Origin of the sequence: Catenulispora rubra (assembly GCF_015356825.1) — a bacterium.
Taxonomy (GTDB): Bacteria; Actinomycetota; Actinomycetes; order Streptomycetales; family Catenulisporaceae; genus Catenulispora; species Catenulispora rubra.
Genome location: NZ_JAACYW010000030.1, coordinates 25,093 through 41,733, shown reverse-complemented (window position 1 = coordinate 41,733; position 16,641 = coordinate 25,093). Strand labels below are relative to the sequence as shown.

Genomic DNA, 16,641 nt, shown 5'->3' with positions numbered 1-16,641 from the left:
TGACACACCGCTGAGGGCCCCGAGATGTCCCCGGGGCCCTCAGCGGTCCGATGTCTCACTTCGTGTGGAAGACCGCCTCGGCGCCCTCCCCGAACTCGATCAGCAGCCCTTCGCGCAGCACGGCACTGCGGCCGGGCGGCACCGTCGACTGCTCGCGGGTGTCCTCCCGGTACACCGTCCAGGGCCGCGACGTCCGGTTCGACAACCCCAGCGTGCCCTGCTGCGTCGGATGCGCGACGATCTCACCGATCACCCGGTGGAAGTCGTGCACGGCCGGCTGGGCGTCCAGATGGAATCCGTAGACCTTGACCCCGCTTTCGACCCGCACCGAGCGCACGGCACGGGTGTGCCCGATCCCGGCCGAGATCTCCAGCCGGCCCGGGATACTCAGGGTCTTGCGGCACTTCCAGCACGGGGTGGACGGCGGGTTGGGTCCCGGCTCGACCAGGTTCTCCTTGCCGCAACTCGTGCAGCGCACGACCGAGTCGTGCACGGCGCGGAACGCGTCCCGCCACTGGTTCTCGCGCACACGATCGCCCGGGTTCTTCAGACCCCGCGTGAAGGCCTGGAGGAACAACCGCTGCAGGATCGGCGGCGTCGCGTCCCAGGTCCCGATCACCATGCCCTGCTCGTTCGGGTCCGGGCGGTTGGAGGTGTCCGCGGGGTCGAAGATGAACACCGGGTTCGTCCCGTGGAGCCGGACCTGGGAATCCTCGTCCATGATCGGGACTTTGAGCGCCGCCGCGCCTTCCAGCGGATGGTGGTTCATGATCAGCATGAACAGCAGGACGGCCAGCGCGTGCAGGTCCGTTTGCGTGCTGGGCGACACCCCGCTGTCCCGGCGGACCAGCTCGGGGGCGATGAACTCCATGGTGCCGAGGATGCTGGACTGCGCGCCCTCATAAGTGGCGTTGTCGTTGTCGCAGACCAGGATGTCGCCGGTGGCGGGGTCGAAGAAGAGGTTGCCCCAGTTGATGTCGCGGTAGGCGATGCCTTGCTGGTGCAGGTAGCGGAACGCTTCGGCGGTGCTGACCGCGACGATCAGCAGGCTCCGCATCGTGACGGCCCGGACGGACTGGTCACGGCGGAACAAGGCGGGCAGGTCGGCGAACCGGTCCGGCCGGACGTCCATGAGGTAGCCGAAGCATTTCGACTTCCCCGAGGGGTCCATGACCATGCTGCGCGGCCACAGGAACCTGTCGTCGGCGATCCGCCGCGCGGTCAGGTTCTCCAGGACGAATCGCTGCTGCGGGGTCGCTGTCGCCGGGTAGTACCACTTCAGGGCCTTGGGCTCGGTTTCGCCGTCGACGGAGACCTTGTAGACCTCGCCCTGGCCGCCGGAGCCGAACATCCCCTCGACCCGGACCTGGGCGCCTTCCTCACTCCGCAGGACGCTCTTGAGTGCGAGCTGACCGTTCATTTTTTTCCTCGTCACGGGTGTCGCGGCCGGCCGGCGTGGGGCGTCGGCCGAGCCTGTCTCAGGCCGCGTACGCCGCGACCAGGGTCGTGTCGTCGCCGGAGAACCCGGCCGACCGTTCGAGCCAGGAGTTCAGCCTGGGCTGGGCCCACTCCACGCTGCGCGAGCTGAGCCGTTCGTGGAGGTCTGTGGCGAACGCCTCGTAGCCCTCCATGTCCCGGTAGCTCTTGGAGAGGCCGTCGGTGTTGAGCAGGATGAGTTTGTGCCGCCCCAGTCCGGTCAGCGGCCTGCCGTGGACCCGCATCCGGTACCAGGGTTCGGGCCCGCACAGGGAGTCCGTGTCGTCGCCGATGTCGTCGTCCTCGGCGAACAGGCGGACCAGTGTGCCGCCGCCGCGGTCCTCGCCGTGGCGCACGCCGTCCCCCATCAGGACGATGTCCCCGTCACCGAGCCGCCAGCAGACCACGTGGTGCCCGGTCACGACGGCACCCACCACGGTGCTGCCGTAGGCGACCAGCTGCGGGACGCCGACGATCCGGCCGGCGGGCACGGTGCCGTCGCTCGGGCCGTTCGCCTCGTGGATCCGGGCCCGCTCGCGCCACAGCCGGCAGATCGACCGGGGCATCGCCTTGGCCTCCTGGTACAGAACCGGCCACGACGCGCCGTTCCGGCCCTCGGTCTCGAATTCGAGCAACCGGCGGGCGAACGGCGTCGCACACCGCGTGAACGCCTCGACGGCCCACTGCGCGCCCAGGTGGCTGCGGGCGTGGATCCGGGAACCGTGGCCGTCCGCGACGACCAGGACCACCGCCTGGTCTCCGCCGACGAAGCTGACGTTGTGGCGGTCCTGGCTGTACTTCTTGTTGGCTCCGCGCACCGTACCCTGCAGGACCTGCCACCGCTCGCCCGGTTCCGGATCGGCCATCAGAAGACGTCCCCGTCCAGGAACTCCGAGTCGGAGGGGACGGAGCGCCCGGTGGCCGGCGGTATCGAGGTCTGCCGGCCATTCGTCTGATTGCCCCGCGAGGCCGACCCGAAGGCCTCCGTCGAGGCCCAGCGGATCTGGGCGGCGAGCTCGTGGGCGTTGTGCGACGTCAGCACCCGGCGTTCGTCGTTGCCGAGGAAGACCTGCATCATCGCCTTGTCCGCGTCGTCGCCGATCGCGACCGCGATGCGGACGGCCTTGCGGCCCCAGTCCGTGCCGTCGATCGCCCGCAGGCCCGAGCGCCAGTCGTCGGTGGGCTGGCCGTCCGAGATCAGCGCCAGGACCGGCGGCATCGCCCGCCGGGGCATGCCGGACCTGAAGAAGTCGGCCACCAGCTTGAACGCGTGCCCCATGTCGGTCCCGCCGTCCGCGGACAGGTCCTTCCAGGTGAACGTGTCGATCGGCGCGGGCGTCGTGCCGAGCCAGCGGGCGCCGTCGCTGAACGTCGCCGTCCGGACCATGAGCCGGGTGACCGGATGCGCCTCGGCCACCGACTGCATCGCCGGGAGGGCCTCGCGGATCGCGAAATTGAGTGCGCTGATCTTGCCGTTCATGGTCATGGAACTCGAACAGTCCAGGATCCAGATGAAGTGCACTTCCCGGCTCTCCATCGGGCCGCCCATGATCCCGCTGTCGTCGTCATCGATGATGGTCATCAGTCTTCCCCTGCTCCTGCCGGTCCCCGGCCTGCCGCCGGATCCCGTGTCGTGTCGGATCGTTGCTGTGGGCTCGGGTCGTGCTCCTGGTGCGGTCCCTGTTGGTCGGTCGTGTGCTGGTGCGTGGGGCGCTCGTCCCGGGACGCCGGTGGTTCGGAATCCGCGTCGCTGCGGTGCCAGACGTCCGCGGTGTTCGGGTGATCGCGTTTCAGGGCCTTGTGCACGGCGTTCTCCCACCTCCTGCTTGATTCGAGGCGCGCGGGGGCGATGAAATCCCTGATCAGGTCTGCGCCGTAGCGGCGCATGTCCGGCTGGTCGCTCTTCTCCATCTGCAGCCAGAGGTAGTAGCGTCCGGCGGCGTTGTCGGAGTCGCGGATCAGGTTCCTGATAACCGGGACCGTCTGGCCTCTTTGGTGGAGATCGACATAGGCGCGCAGGAATGTCCCGCTGCTCTGGTCGATGAATGTGTCCGCGGTGCTCGGGTTCAGAAGGTCCTGGCCTTTGGCTCCGCTGAAGATCCTGGCTGTGATCTTCGCCGTCCGATCCCGGATCGGAGCCGGAAGATCGAGGGACGCCATCCTTCTGACAACCTGGACTGTCTGGTCGAACGGGGCGGTCGGCGTGAGCGCGTCGCTGTCGATGAGCAGTTCGGCGATCGCCTCGTTCTTCGCCGAGAGCCGGAAATCGTGGCGGCGCAACAGCTTGGCCAGTTCGGTCAGCTCCTGGACATCGGTTGTGCCGACACACCGCGCCGGATCGAAGGCTTCCGTCAAGCGACCGTCGAAGCCCGTGTCGAGCAGATCGGAGGCGCCCAGGACCTTTCCCAGTCTGAGCGCGTCCGCGACCGAGAGCTTGCCCGTGACCTGCCACGACAGGTCACCCATGATCCGGAGCATCCGCACTTCCCGCCGCTTCGACTGCTGGAACAGTTCCGTGAACCGATCCATCCCGTTCAGCGCGCGCATTCTCGGGCTCGTCGCGGCCAGCAGCAGATCGAGCGCCGGTGCCTTCGCCAGGTCCTGATGCCGCAGCCACTCGCCGGTCTCGTGGATCGCGAGATCACGGAACCTGTCGACGTCGCCTCGCCGGTGAAGCTGCTCCTCCAGATGGGCGACGACGCGCTCGGTCAGCTCCCGGTCACCGGTCCCGTCCAGGTACGCCAGGACCTTGCCCTGGTCGGCCCCGGGCTGCGGCGCCAGCAGCCGTCGGCACAGCCCGCCGGTCAGTCGCTCGAGTCCGGCCGCGGCGCCGATGCCGAGCGCGCGAGCCAGGACGACGCTGCCGTACAGCTGTCGGGGTGGGAACGTTTCGCCGTCGTCGTCGAACAACTTCCGGATCCGGCTGACGTACGCCATCGACAGCTCGCTGCGTTCAGTGTCGGTCAACTCCAACTCGGCCAGCGGATCGGCCACGATGTCCGCCACATCGACCAGCGCGGCATCGACCACGACGGAGCCCAGCTTCACGGCGATCGGGCGCGCCGTCTGCCGGTCTCGCCGTTTCAGGGATCGGAAAGCCTCGCCGAGGAATCGGAGCACCACCTTCCGGTCGGGCTGCGGAGCGTTGACGGCGTCCCGCGCGATCGGCGGCAGGGCCTGGAGCAGGGCGGCGATCGCGCTCTGCGCCATGCTGCTGGTGCTGGCATAACGGGACAGCCACGTCACCGCGAGGATCTTCAGGTCGGGCTCGACGTCCACCCCGGCGAGCATCGCCACCGCGGCGAGCCGCCCGGCATTGAAGGGCTCGTCGGTCGGGATGCGGCTGCCCTCGCTCTGCGGTTCCTTCGAGATCTCGGCGCCGTCCGCGGTGTCCGGGTCGTAGCCGAATCCCACTCCGGCCGCCGGCCGCCCGACTCCGTCGACGATGAGCTCCGGCCGGCCGGCGATCCACAACGCCGCGGCGACCCGGGCCCACGGATCGGGGAGGTCGGGGCTGGTGCGCCCGTGACGGCCACGGACCCGGTACAGGAACTCCACCTCTTCGTCGGAGAGCCTGTCGACGGCGTCCGGCGAGATGCCGGCGATCTGTTGGCCGACCGCGTGCGGCAGCCCGGCGGAGGTCGTGAAAGTGAGTGCGCGAGCCTGTGTCGGGGGCAGGGAGGCGCTGGCCAGCATGATCCAGCACGCCACGTCCTCCCGCTCGTCGGTCAGGAAGATCTGCGGCCCCGCTTCGGTGGCGAACAGGCTCCGCACGTCCGCCAGCACGGACGGCAGGACGGCTGCCATCCGCCGGGCGAACGTCACCAGGTCGGCCCGCTCGCCCCAGAGAACCGGGCGGAACCTCCCCGGACCGGCGCCGCGCCGCGGCCACGCCTCCTCGGGCCAGGCGTCGATGGGAAGCCACCCGTCGCGCCGGTCGTCGTCCGGATACAGCATGACTTCGACCTCGAACTCACCCGCCCCGGCCGCCGTCGTGCGGTACAGCACGCTTCCGCCGTCGGGCAGATGGCTGAACGCCAGAGCCGGTGCGTCGAGCGGGGCGCCGGCCACGCTGGCCGCCGACCGCACGACCACTCGGGTCGTCCCCTCCGGCAGCGAGCTCGGCTGATCCAGGATGCGCACGGCCAGGGGATCGTCGGGTGCGATACCGAACCGCAGGGTGTGGACCGCCGGCAAGTCCTCCGGAGGCGGCCCCACGGCGGATGCCGCCGTCGTCACCTGTTGGTCCATCGCCGATTCCCCTTCCGTCCGGCCGATGCCGGGGCGAGACGCACTTGTCCTGGTGTCTTCTTGACGGACACGTCGGACACCGTCACGGCCCTCTACATCCGCACGATCGTCGCGACGTCGGCCCCGTCCGGGACCTCGGCCCGGAAGAACCCGCCGGCTCCCCGCTCGGTGACGGCCCGCACCAGCGGGTCCCGCAGCGCGCGCGTGAGGATGGCCGGCACCTGCCGGTAGCCGAGCGCCGCCACCGCCGGGTCCTGCATGGCGCGCGACACCAGCCCGACGACGGCCTGCTCGTCCACCTCCAGGTGCACCTGCCGGCGTGCGGCGTTGCGCACCAGGTAGCGGATGAACTTCCGGACGATCGCCGGTACGTGCTCGGGGCGCACGATGTCGAACGACACGATCCCGTCGCCGAGCCGGCCCAGAAGCTCCGGGCGTCGCAGCGTTTCGGTGAAGTGCCGGCGCACCTCGTGCTCGAAGTGCGCGGCCACCTGGCTGTACGGCGGCAGGTCGGCCTGGTCCCCGTCCTGCACCGCGTGGTAGATCGAGTCCGCGCCGAGATTCGAGGTGAAGATGATCAGGCTCTGCGAGAAGTAGGCCGTGCGGCCCAGACCGTCGGTCAGGCGGCCGTCCTCCAACACCTGCAGGAACTTGTCGAAGATCGACTCGTGGGCCTTCTCGACCTCGTCGAAGAGCAGCACGCTGAACGGCCGCTGGTGCATGAGGTTGGTCAGCTCGCCGCCGCGCTCGTGGCCGACGTAGCCGGGAGGTGCGCCGTAGAACCGCTCCGCGTTGTGGGGCTCGGAGAAGGAGGACATGTCGAAGCGGCACATCGCCGCCTCGTCGTCGAACACGAGCTCACTGAGCGCGCGGGCCAGCTCGGTCTTGCCGACACCGGTGGGCCCGACGAAGAAGAACACGCCCTTGGGGCGTGCTTCGGGGCTGTGGGGGTCGGCGGCGAAGTCGATGCCGAGCCCGGCCGCCGACAGCGCGCGCGTGACCCGCTCCACCGCGGCGTCCTGCCCGATGACCCGGTTCCGCAGGCGCTCGTGGGCCTCGTCGGGGTCCCGGCCGCGCTGCGCGGTCCAGGGGTCGCTCTGCCGGCCGAACCTGGTCCGGTTGACCAGCTTGCGCGGTTCGGCCAGCGAGATCCGCTGCGAGCGGCTGGTGCGCCACAGGCCGTCCAGCTCGGTCAGGGCCATGCCGTCGGTGAGGTTGGCCAGGGTCCGGACGCTGCGCTCGACGGATTCCGCGTCCAGCTCGGCGGCCTCGTGGAACCGCGTCTCCAGGACTCTGAGATAGGCCCCGCGCTCCTGGGTCGTCGGCCGCAGCACCTCGACCGGCTGCACGAAGGGCTGGTCCCGGTACAGCCACTCGGGCACCGTGGTCAGGTCGCCGACCAGCAGGATCAGCAGATTGCGCCGGTAGTTGATCTCGGCGGCCTCCAGCATGGCCTTCTTCACCACGCCCAGCAGCTGCCGGTCGGCCGGATCGTGGTGGTCGGGGTCGAACAGGATCAGGTCGGCGAATCCGATGACGAACGCCGCCGGCTCGCGCCCCTGCGCGAGTACCCGGCGGATCGCGGCCAACGCCGCCTGCGGGCGTTCGTAGCGGGGCTTCGGCGCGGTGTCGACGGCCGAGCCGAGCTGCCGGTCGATGGCGCCAAGCCGGCCGGTGGACGTGCGTCGGCCGTCGCCGTTCCGGCTCACGTCACCGCGCCGGTCGCCGGGGCTGTGCGCCTCGTCGCGACGCCGCTCGCCGCCGGGCCGGTCCTGGAGCCGGTCATCGGGCCGGTCCTGGGTGCGGTCCTCGGCGGGTTCGGCGTGCCGGGTGAACCGCGTCAGGTCCTCGTCGGCCCGGACCCGGATGTGGTCGATCGGGTCGTAGAACCCGACCATGTCGTACCCGAGGCGGGTCAGCAGGAGTGCCAGCACGTCCTCCAGCGGCCGGTACTCGCCGTGGTACAGCACCAGGTCGTGGATGTTGCCGTGCAGGATCAGGTGCCGGCCGCGGCGTATCTCCGCGGCGGCCCGCTCCACCCAGGACGAGTTCTGGGGGCCGTCGTCCAGGCCCTCGGCGCCCGCGGAGGTACGTGAGGCGGAGACTTCAGCCCTCGCGCCCGGCATCTCGGCCCCCGGTACGACGCTCATTGCTGACGCTCCCTCGGCTTCTGCGGGGTCCGGACCTGGTGGGTCTTGGTCTCCCGGATGGGTTTGCCCTCCCAGTGCAGTCCGTCGGTGCCCACGCCCTCGGCGGCGAGCTCGGTGTGCAGCCGGGTGAGGATCTCGGCGGTCAGGTCGCAGCGCTTCTCCTGGCCGTCGGTGGTGAGTTCGGTCCGGAAGTCGGTACCGGTGCCGTGGTAGCCGACCGACACCTTGTCGCCCTCCGCCGCGGCGACGTCGATGTCGAGCGTCGACTCGTCGTCGGTGCGCGTCGTCCGGAACATCAGGTGGCCGCGTTCGCGGACGAAGCTGCCGGGCACGACGCGCAGCCCGGCGCGCGGCGCGGCGGCGACCACCGCCGCGGCGACGGCGGCGGCCCGGTCGAGCCGCCGCATCCATTCCTCGAGCTCGGTCTCCAGCGCGCCGTTGGCCGTGTGGAGCTTGCGCAGATCGGCATCCGCGGACGACAACGCCCCCGCCCCCGGCCACCCGCCGCTCAGGGCCTGCCGCAGCCGCTGCGCCGCGGACCGCGCGGGCCGCGCCCCGGGCAGGTCCAACCCGGCCTCGCCGGCCTCGTCCAGCAGGCGCTTGAGCCGCTCGGTCTCCTGCCGCGCCGCATCCCGGGTCCGCTCGAACGCGGCCTGGTGCCCGGCCGCCGCCGCCAGGTGCCCGGCCACCCGGGCCGTCAGGGCGCCGAAGGCGGTGGCGAAAGCCGCATCGGTCGCGGCCGAGTCGGCGCGGGTCAGCATCCCGTCGACCTCCCCGGCACCCGCCGGATCGAAGGCCACACGCGCGGACGCCGCAGCCAGCTGCGCACGCACCGCGGCGACCGCATCCTGACGCTGCTTGCGGGCCAGGCCCGCGGTCACGGACTGCACCAGCTGCGCGACCCGGGTCTCCAAATCGACAATGACACGGTCGCCGAACGCGACCGCGTCCTCGGTCGCCGCCCCACGCAGCCGCCTCGCGGCCTCACCGGCCTCCCCGCGGACGGTCTGCACAGCCGCCGACACCCCGACCTGCCGAGCGTCCGCATCGAGCAGGTCCAGCCGCGCGACGACATCGGCCAGCCGATCGACGAACTGCTGAGCCCGCTGCCGCAGGTAGGCCTGCCGCGCCGCCGCTTCGGCCGCGCGCCGAGCCGCCTCGCGCGCCCGCCGGGCGGCAGCCGCCACAGCCGCCGCCTGGGCGTACAGACCAGCCGTTGTGTACTTGGGACTGCCCGACACTGTGTTCCCCTTCTATTGAGGTACTGCCTTCGCCGTGCGATGCGGAAAGGGCCATTGGGCGCATTCAGCGCGACGGGAGCGGTGAGGACCGCTCCGGCGGCCGGCACAGCCGCTGGTTCGCCGAACCGCGCCACAACAGGTTGGCGTGGCGCCGGGCCGGATAAGGGCCGCCGCCGAGGATGCCGAGGCGACTGACCAGTTCCCGCTGCGCGGCGGTTCCGTGCCGCGGCCTGCGCCATCGGCTCGCCGCCGAAAAAGGCCAGACCACTGATTCCCGGCGACAGGACATTGAGTTCGGCGGCGAGACTGTCCGTCTCGCGCCGCTCCCCGCCCTCGAAAGGGAGGTCCTCCGACGCGACGCAGCCGACGCACCGCAGGGGGCAAGCCGTGGACCCACACCGCAGCGCGGACGCCGGGGCCGAGGACAGTGGAGCGGGAAGAGACACGGCTAAGGACGAGGTGCGTGTCGCCTGCCAACATCAGACTGCATCTTCCTTCGACGTGATGCACGTGGAACGTTCCTGCGTCGTGTCTGACGGACAGCAGGGCGGTTGTATCGGCGCCGGCCGTCCCGCGACCGTGTGGATCGCCGGGGGGCTACAAAAAAAGGATGAAAGAGCTGAAAGGCGCCATCTGACCTGCAGCTAGGGGCAAATCATGACTGACCCGACCCCGAAGCCCAGCGGCTCGCGCGTGCTACATCGCCCGGAAGATGAGTGGTGACCCGGACGAGCCACGACTTGGACGACGGCCGAAGCCGAAGGCTGCACCGGTCACGTTCATGCCGCCGGAGCTTTTACAGGACATCCCAACCGCGCCGAGCGGCGAGCAGGAGAAGAATCCTGCGAAGAAGATGCCCCGCAGGCAGCGGGCGGAACGGCTTCCTGCGCAAGACTGGTCATGTGCCGGCAGTGAAACAGCTGATCACGCGATGGGTGGAGGAGATCGCGCCTATGGCGGCGGGGTACAGCACCATAAAGGGTCATCGGGCCAACAGTGCTGGTCCTTCTGGAGGTCGCTACGGGCGTGGCGAAGGAAGAGCCCTACTGGGACAAGAAATGAGACCAGTCTCGGAAAGGGACACGCAAAAGCCCCCCACTTGCGATGGTGGAGGGGTTTTGACCTGCAGTTCATGTGCCTAACATGAGTGCGCACGAAGGGATTCGAACCCCTAATCTTCTGATCCGCAGCGGATTGGTCGCAACGGGCTTAGATAAAGGTTCTGCGCCATGTCGTGCCGCCGAGTGTCAGCTTCTCCAACCCTCTCGACCCGGGGTCGAACTCACTATGCCGCGCAGTGTCGGCCGGTGTCGGGACGTCCGTTCCCGGACCGTTCCCGGACTCGACCGCAGCGTGCTGCTGAGTATCGTGCCGTCCACGCCTGCTTTCAAACGCGCGCCAGCATCTTCTGCGGCTCGCTTGCGCTAGGCATCCTGTATTGCGCGCTCGGGAGCGTCGATCTGGGCCAGGTCGAAGGAGTAGTCCACGCCTTTGACGGTCACGGTGATCGCGGCGGCGTCGACTCCGGCGGCCACCAGGTATTGGGCGAGGGTCGACAGCAGCATGTCGTGCCGCCCCTCCATCTTCGACACTCCGCTGACGTCGCGGCCCATCTGCTCGGCGAGCTGCTTCTGGGTGCGACCGACCGCCTCGCGGACCTTGGCGAGGTTGAGGGCGAAGGCCGCGTTCATGGCCGCGCGGGCTGGCCGTTCGGCCTCGATGAAGGCGGCGATCTCCGGCTGGGCGAGCAGTGCGTCGATCTTGTCGGTGGCGTCCACGAACCCGCCGCCGAGCGGGCGGGACTCAGGCTTCGCGGTCATAGCGGACCTCCCTCTTCCATTGCTCGATGATCGCATCGGCGCGTGGGCCGACCGAGTTGTACCAGACGTCGCCGATTCTTCCCTTGTCGCCGGCGGACAACGCCGCCACGACGATCTTGGTGTCCGGTGGAAACCAGCAGATCAGGCGGATCGCGACGCCGGGTTGATACGGATGGCTGACCCGCCACACCGTGTACTTGCCCGACTGGCGCACCCGCTTCAGGTCCGCGGTCTCCTCCTCGGGCATCGGTGGGCCGTCCAGTGCCCGCAGCACCGCGAGCTCCGCCGCCACCAGGCCGAGCTTCACCGAGCTGAGTTGGTCGCCCTCGGCGGCGGCCGCGATGAGCGCGTCAAACCAGGTGTCGAACTCTTTGGAGTTGGCGATGCGCATATAGCGATTGTGCACTCAAGTGCACATGCAGTCAAGTGCAACTACCGGGCGCGATGAGGTACGTCACCTTCCAGCGCACAGCAGCCGGTCGGTCTCGGCCAGGTCGAACGCCGCAGGATCGAACTCGGAGGCGTCGTCCAGGCCGAGCCATTCCAGTCGTTCGGCGTGCTGCTCGTCTTCGGGGTCGGCGAGGATTTCGCACAGTGCTTCGTAGCCCCAGATTCCGCCGCAGTCCTCCGGTGGGGCGGCACGGCGGCCGCCAGTGCAGCGCGGGTAGGCGACGCCTTCGGCCAGGGGAGTGACGGACTCCACTGTGATGATGTGGTCCCAGCTGTCGCCGAAGTCGTAAGTGTAGGTCATCTTGCCGTTCTCGGCGAGGACTTGTTCCAGCGTGGCGCCTTGTTCCGCACGATGGCCGAGGTCGGGGTCGGGGATGCCGAACGTACCGAAGTCCGTCTCGAAGCAGTGCATGTGGCAGTCGTCCCAGCCGAACGCGATCTGCAAGATGCGGTGTAGCTCGGCCAGGGTGGTGTCGCCGGCGACTTCCAGTCGCCGCCAGATGGGGGGCTTGGCCCCGCGCAGGTCCACCCGCAGCCGGTAGACCGGTGCCGGACCGTCGGACTTCTTGCGCCGGGTCGGCAGTTCGATGGCGGCCGGCCGCTTCGGCCCATACGGTGCCAGCGCCGACGCCATATTCCCATACGCCCCGGCTGCGAACATCCCTCGCAGCTTGGCCAGAGGTCCGTCGCCCTCGTCGCCGTGTGGCGGCTTCGGCTTGCCGGATTCGGGCAGCTGCCCGATCCAGAACCTCAGCATCGCCGCCATCGCCCGCCAGCCGGGACCGTCACCTTCGGCGTTGGACAACTCCTCGAACACATCGACCACGTCATCGGCATCATCGGCATCGTGCACCTCCCGGGCGTCCATCGCCGCCTCGGCCCGCCACCGCCACTCCATCGCGTCAAGCGTCACCTCGGCCAGCGGCGCTCCGGTGCGCTGTCCGAGACTGCGCATCCGCGCCAGCACGTCCACGAATGCGTCGCCTTCCACCATCCACACGTCCTCCAACGCGCCGCAGTCCTCGGGGTCGACCGCCAGCACGATTCCCGCCTTGGTTCCGGCCCGGGACAGGCGCCCGGCCAACAGCCAGGTCGAACCGTCGGGATCCTCGTAGGCGCGAAGGTCGCCGGCCGTCACCGGCGATTGCAGCGCGTGTACCCAGGCAGGGGGCCGGATCCCGTCCGCGGCCAGACGCTCGAGTTCCGCCTCGACCGACTGCTCGATCTCGCCGCCGCCCAGTGCGCCGATCGTGCACATCACCGCTGCCGCCTGCGGCGTGCCACGCCGCCGCAGCATCGGCAACACGACCTGTGTCCAGCCGTGCAAACCCTCGTCACCGACGCTGAGCGACATCACCCCGAACAATGTCGAACACGCCGCCTCCAACTCATCGGCGGCGTCGATCCCGGAAAGGTCCTCCAGGCCGGGTGCGAAGGCCCGGCGTAGTGAGGCGTTCCCTCCATCGCACACCGCACATCGACAGCCCGGGACAGCCGAAGCCGCGTCCTCCCGGCGATGCGTGATCTTCAGCGAACGGTTGGCTTTGCGACGGCTACTCACCGGTGAATTGTCCCACCCGATCGAACCCGCGATGGGACGAACGGCCCGGATTCCGGACCGGCCAGACCTCCACTGGGAACTGGCGCAGTCATCAACCCCACCGTGTCAGGACACAGATCCAACGACTGCATGCAGGGGCTGGCTCGGTGCGTTGCCGTCCGGATGCCCGGTGTCGTTCACCCTTCCAGCCGGTGGGCGATGGCGTCAGCGGCTGCGTGTCGGGATCTGTCGGTGTCCGTGGCGTACAGGTCCAGGGTGACGGTGGTGCTGGAGTGGCCGAGCATGTCGGACACCACCTTGACCGGGACCCCGGCATCCAGGGCGTCGGTGGCGGCACCATGTTTGAGGTCGTGCAGCCGGATCGGCGGCAGCCCCTTGTCACGGACCAGACGGTCGAAGACATCGCTGACCTCGGCGGGATTCAGTTCGGAGCCGTCAGGCTTGGCGAACACACGCCCGGTATCGATCCAAGCGACGCCAGCGGCGCGGCGTTCGACCCGCTGGGCGTTGCGCTGTGCGACCAGCGCCGCATGCAGGACCTTGGCCAGGGCTAGGGTTCGGACACCGGCATCAGTCTTCGGCGGGCCCTCGACCGTCTCGGTGCCGATACGGCACAACTGCGTGCTGACCGCGGCCTCGCGCCGCCGGAAGTCGACATCGATCCAGTGCAGCCCGCAGGCCTCGCCCCGCCGGCAGTCGGTATAGGCCAGCAGCGTGAACAGGGCGCGCAACCGGTGCCCGGCCACGCATCCGAGGAAAGCGCTGGTCTGGGCCGGGGTCCACGCCATCACCGGCAACGGACGCCTCCCGGTCTTCCGCCAGGCGGCGACGCGAGACGGAGTCCACTCAAGTGGTCTGGCCCGCGGCGGCGCGGGCAGCCTGACCAGCTTGGCCACAATGACCGTCACCAACTCCCGACGCACCGCCTCCGACAAAGCAGAGCGCAACACCGCCCGCACCTGCTGCACCGTTGATGCCCCAGCCGGACGCCGGAAAGGCGGCAGCGCCGCCAGCTGCTGACGCGCCGCCCGGGCGGCGGCGCTGTCATGGGCGCGCCAGGCGGCCCGGGCAGTGTCTATGACCGCGCGCCGCCGCTGACTAGCCGCACGGATTTCGCGAGCCTCGGCACCCACCCCGGCCAACACGGCCCGCACTTGCTCCGGCCGCAGTTCCTCCAGCGGGATGTCCCCGAGCGCCGGGAGCAGGTGCCGGGCGATCAAGCCGGAGTAGTCCAACCGGGTAGCCGGCCGCAGATCCGTACGTTCGGCCAGCCACATGGTCAGCCACTGTCCGACCCACAGCGACACCGTCGGCGTCAGACCACGCCGCAGCCGCTCCCGTACCCGGTCGACGTCCGGCAGCGCCGCGCGTGATCGCAGCATGCACCGCCTGGCAGATCGCGAGCCGAGCCGCCACCGGATCGGCGGCCTGGCGTGCACAAACCAGCAACTCCCGTACCGCCGCCAACGCCTGCTCCGCTTCCTGGCGGCTGGCATCGCCGCCACGCCGGAAATGGCCATTTGACGTGGCCGGGTCCTGGAGCTGGAAGTACCAACTGCCGTGCACGGCGCTCCACGACCCGTCCGCATCGATCAGCTGCGGGCAGCTGCGGTTCAGCCCACGACGCCGGATCCGGCCGTCCGGCCTCCGCACGGGCTCGCCGTCCCGTTACGCACCACCGTCGAGCACCCACAGCGCTTGAACACGATCCCGTTCATTGCCGTTCCCCTTTTCAAGGAATTGCCCGTTTATGCAATGAACGCTTTACGTTGTCGGCAGGTTCAACCCTCGTCGGCGACGCCACAGCGACAGGCAGCGTGGCGCCGCGCCATACAACAGAACGGATCGGACCGCGGCGGCACTCACAGGCACCCGCGGCGGCTGAGAAGCCCGCGACTCTCTGTGTTCGCGCCCCACACCTGCCCCCGACAAACGCCGAAATCAGAGGGTCGCCACCGCCTTTGGCCTGGGCTTCAACGGTTAGCCATCATTACGCGGATCGCCCCAGATTCGCCCCGGACACGGGAACTTCGCGTGTATGGCGTGCACCCGAATGAGGCAGTCGAACGGAAAACCCCAGGTCAGAAGCTTGACCTGGGGTGAACATCTGTGCGCACGAAGGGATTCGAACCCCTGGCCTTCTGATCCGTAGCGCATTAAGTTAAGGGCCTTACATCATCACCCTGCATTGCATCGTGTCGGATCCTGCCGTTCTGGACTGATTCCGGCTGACCTTCTGTGTCGCATAGTGTCGCCCGGTATCGCATGGCACCGCGACGCCCGGTCCCCCACCGTCCCCCCACCGCCTGGCCCCTTCCGGCCTCGAGTGGGCCACACGTTCAGGTCGCGCCGTACTTTGGAGTACCAGGGCCCGTCGTCGGTCTCGACGCCTTCCGGGCCTGGCGAAACGACAGACACGAAGGCGTCACGGCTTGACCTGCGTGGATGGCATTAGCGGCACGCGCAACGCCCCGAACATTACCCCGTTCCAAGCCCAACGGATCACCCGAACGAATATCATTAGCGGCCTCATCAACGAATACGACGCCGCGGCATAGGCAGAGCTCAACGCCTCGGCAGAGTCTTTGAACCCCACAGGCCGTGTTGCGACTGGCTCAGAATCAGATGCGGCCAACATTCGGTCTAACACTTTATGTAAAGATGCATAGATTGGCCGCTCATTGCGATTCGATATCGCTAATGCCGCTCGCTCCACCGTGAGTGTGATCGTCTAATTATGCTGAGAAGAACATGCGTGCTCTGGTTGGGGGTAAAGGGTGAGCCAGTCTGGAGGGACCGGAGGGTCCGCAACGCCGCAGGGCCCATCGGGTTGGAGCTGGTTAGGGGCGAAGCTTGGTCTAAGACCCGCCGAAGTGACGTGGTTTGTCGTTGTCACTGCGGTTGTAGCTGGGCTATCCGGCATAGCCCAGTTCGTCGGGCCGTTCACACACAGCGGTATCGCACTGATCGTCACTACCGTGCTGGTCGCGCTGGGGGGCGCTTTGGTAGTCGGGGTGGCCGCGGTGGTGTTCCATCGTTGGCATAAACCAGTTCCACTCGGCGCGGCACTGATATTCGTGATCGTGATCGCCGGGGGCAGCGGAGTTGTCGGCCACTTCGTCGGCCGCCCTGCACCGGCGAAACCTACCGCAACATCGCTACCTGGTGATCCGTCCAGTGCGTCCAGTGCGTCCAGTCCTTCGGCATCCGTCACGTCGGCATCCCAGACGCCTCCGCCGAAACCGGTAGCGAGTTTCAGTGCCCCCTCCCTTAATGCGACGATTCTTCGCTGCTCGAATGCGTCGGGGACTTCGAAGAACATTCCCCAGGGCCAAGTTTTGTGGATCGTCGTGCGCTCCCCGAAGGACGATGACACTCCCGGACCGTTCTGGTTGACAAGTCGCTTGACGCCAAACACGGCCGGAGCCTGGACGCAGCCCGTTTCCGTCGGAGACCACCCGGACACGGGCCGACCGTACTGGCTCGACGTCTGGATGATGAGCGACTCGTCAAGCGCGCAGGTGGACAAGTCCGACTACAAAACCCAGCAGTGGCGGTCCATGCCCGCCGACGCCACGCTCCTGTCGGAAACAAGGGTGGTTCGAGGGGACGACAACGCGCCATCGAACAACATCTGCCCCGGCTTCAGCAGCTGACAGCACCTTTCGATGGATCGTGCGCCGATTCCGTGT

General features: G+C 68.7%; 12 protein-coding genes and 1 pseudogene. 2 read left to right on the top strand and 11 right to left on the bottom strand.

The genetic code is table 11. The annotated features are described in order from the left end of the window. Nucleotides 1-55 precede the first annotated feature (55 nt). The 11 genes and pseudogenes from GWK61_RS11525 to GWK61_RS11475 all read right to left on the bottom strand — a co-directional run bounded on the left by GWK61_RS11525 (nucleotide 56) and on the right by GWK61_RS11475 (nucleotide 14,331). A complete protein-coding gene (locus GWK61_RS11525; protein WP_194908265.1) occupies nucleotides 56-1,420 on the bottom strand; it encodes a protein kinase domain-containing protein in 1,365 nt (454 codons plus the stop codon). 58 nt (nucleotides 1,421-1,478) lie between these two features. Further along, entirely contained in the window at nucleotides 1,479-2,342 is an 864-nt protein-coding gene (locus tag GWK61_RS11520) for a protein phosphatase 2C domain-containing protein (protein ID WP_194908263.1), read from the bottom strand. Beyond that, the gene (locus tag GWK61_RS11515) at nucleotides 2,342-3,058 is read right to left on the bottom strand and encodes a vWA domain-containing protein (RefSeq protein ID WP_194908261.1); all 717 of its coding nucleotides are present in this window, start codon (nucleotides 3,056-3,058) and stop codon (nucleotides 2,342-2,344) included. The genes GWK61_RS11520 and GWK61_RS11515 overlap by 1 nt, the downstream gene beginning before the upstream one ends. Further along, the gene (locus GWK61_RS11510; RefSeq protein WP_194908252.1) at nucleotides 3,058-5,727 is read right to left on the bottom strand and encodes a GAP1-M domain-containing protein; all 2,670 of its coding nucleotides are present in this window, start codon (nucleotides 5,725-5,727) and stop codon (nucleotides 3,058-3,060) included. The genes GWK61_RS11515 and GWK61_RS11510 overlap by 1 nt, the downstream gene beginning before the upstream one ends. Nucleotides 5,728-5,819: 92 nt before the next feature. Then, the gene (locus GWK61_RS11505; RefSeq protein ID WP_194908250.1) at nucleotides 5,820-7,877 is read right to left on the bottom strand and encodes an AAA family ATPase; all 2,058 of its coding nucleotides are present in this window, start codon (nucleotides 7,875-7,877) and stop codon (nucleotides 5,820-5,822) included. Continuing rightward, a complete protein-coding gene (locus GWK61_RS58470; RefSeq protein ID WP_267254249.1) occupies nucleotides 7,874-9,118 on the bottom strand; it encodes a hypothetical protein in 1,245 nt (414 codons plus the stop codon). The genes GWK61_RS11505 and GWK61_RS58470 overlap by 4 nt, the downstream gene beginning before the upstream one ends. A gap of 236 nt (nucleotides 9,119-9,354) precedes the next feature. After that, nucleotides 9,355-9,564 (bottom strand): annotated as a pseudogene (locus GWK61_RS60675) (4Fe-4S cluster-binding domain-containing protein); the annotation flags it as partial. Nucleotides 9,565-10,542: 978 nt separating this feature from the next. Next, entirely contained in the window at nucleotides 10,543-10,938 is a 396-nt protein-coding gene (locus tag GWK61_RS11490) for a helix-turn-helix domain-containing protein (protein ID WP_194908244.1), read from the bottom strand. Beyond that, nucleotides 10,922-11,329, bottom strand: a complete 408-nt coding sequence (locus GWK61_RS11485; protein WP_194908242.1) for a hypothetical protein — start codon at nucleotides 11,327-11,329, stop codon at nucleotides 10,922-10,924. Before GWK61_RS11485 ends, GWK61_RS11490 begins: the two co-directional genes overlap by 17 nt. A gap of 63 nt (nucleotides 11,330-11,392) precedes the next feature. Further along, on the bottom strand, nucleotides 11,393-12,859 hold the full coding sequence (locus GWK61_RS59430; protein WP_323747516.1) for a plasmid pRiA4b ORF-3 family protein: 1,467 nt from the start codon (nucleotides 12,857-12,859) through the stop codon (nucleotides 11,393-11,395). A 266-nt stretch (nucleotides 12,860-13,125) separates the two neighbouring features. Then, nucleotides 13,126-14,331: a site-specific integrase gene (locus GWK61_RS11475; RefSeq protein ID WP_194908240.1), complete on the bottom strand. Its 1,206-nt coding sequence runs from the start codon at nucleotides 14,329-14,331 to the stop codon at nucleotides 13,126-13,128. Between GWK61_RS11475 and GWK61_RS56255 the strand changes: the two genes are divergently transcribed. Together GWK61_RS56255 and GWK61_RS11470 are read left to right on the top strand one after the other, a co-directional pair. Further along, nucleotides 14,330-14,473, top strand: coding sequence for a hypothetical protein (locus GWK61_RS56255; protein WP_228562136.1), 144 nt, complete (start codon nucleotides 14,330-14,332; stop codon nucleotides 14,471-14,473). The genes GWK61_RS11475 and GWK61_RS56255 overlap by 2 nt on opposite strands. A gap of 1,454 nt (nucleotides 14,474-15,927) precedes the next feature. After that, complete coding sequence (locus tag GWK61_RS11470; protein ID WP_194908238.1) at nucleotides 15,928-16,605, top strand: hypothetical protein; 678 nt, start codon at nucleotides 15,928-15,930, stop codon at nucleotides 16,603-16,605. Nucleotides 16,606-16,641: the final 36 nt, after the last annotated feature.

Excerpts from the sequence above, each read along its gene's own strand:
- GWK61_RS11475 (WP_194908240.1), bottom strand. The coding sequence starts at position 14,331 with ATGCTGCGATCACGCGCGGCGCTGCCGGACGTCGACCGGGTACGGGAG.
- GWK61_RS11515 (WP_194908261.1), bottom strand. The coding sequence starts at position 3,058 with ATGACCATCATCGATGACGACGACAGCGGGATCATGGGCGGCCCGATG.
- GWK61_RS11505 (WP_194908250.1), bottom strand. The coding sequence starts at position 7,877 with ATGAGCGTCGTACCGGGGGCCGAGATGCCGGGCGCGAGGGCTGAAGTC.
- GWK61_RS11510 (WP_194908252.1), bottom strand. The coding sequence starts at position 5,727 with ATGGACCAACAGGTGACGACGGCGGCATCCGCCGTGGGGCCGCCTCCG.
- GWK61_RS11525 (WP_194908265.1), bottom strand. The coding sequence starts at position 1,420 with ATGAACGGTCAGCTCGCACTCAAGAGCGTCCTGCGGAGTGAGGAAGGC.
- GWK61_RS11485 (WP_194908242.1), bottom strand. The coding sequence starts at position 11,329 with ATGCGCATCGCCAACTCCAAAGAGTTCGACACCTGGTTTGACGCGCTC.
- GWK61_RS11520 (WP_194908263.1), bottom strand. The coding sequence starts at position 2,342 with ATGGCCGATCCGGAACCGGGCGAGCGGTGGCAGGTCCTGCAGGGTACG.
- GWK61_RS56255 (WP_228562136.1), top strand. The coding sequence starts at position 14,330 with ATGCACCGCCTGGCAGATCGCGAGCCGAGCCGCCACCGGATCGGCGGC.
- GWK61_RS11490 (WP_194908244.1), bottom strand. The coding sequence starts at position 10,938 with ATGACCGCGAAGCCTGAGTCCCGCCCGCTCGGCGGCGGGTTCGTGGAC.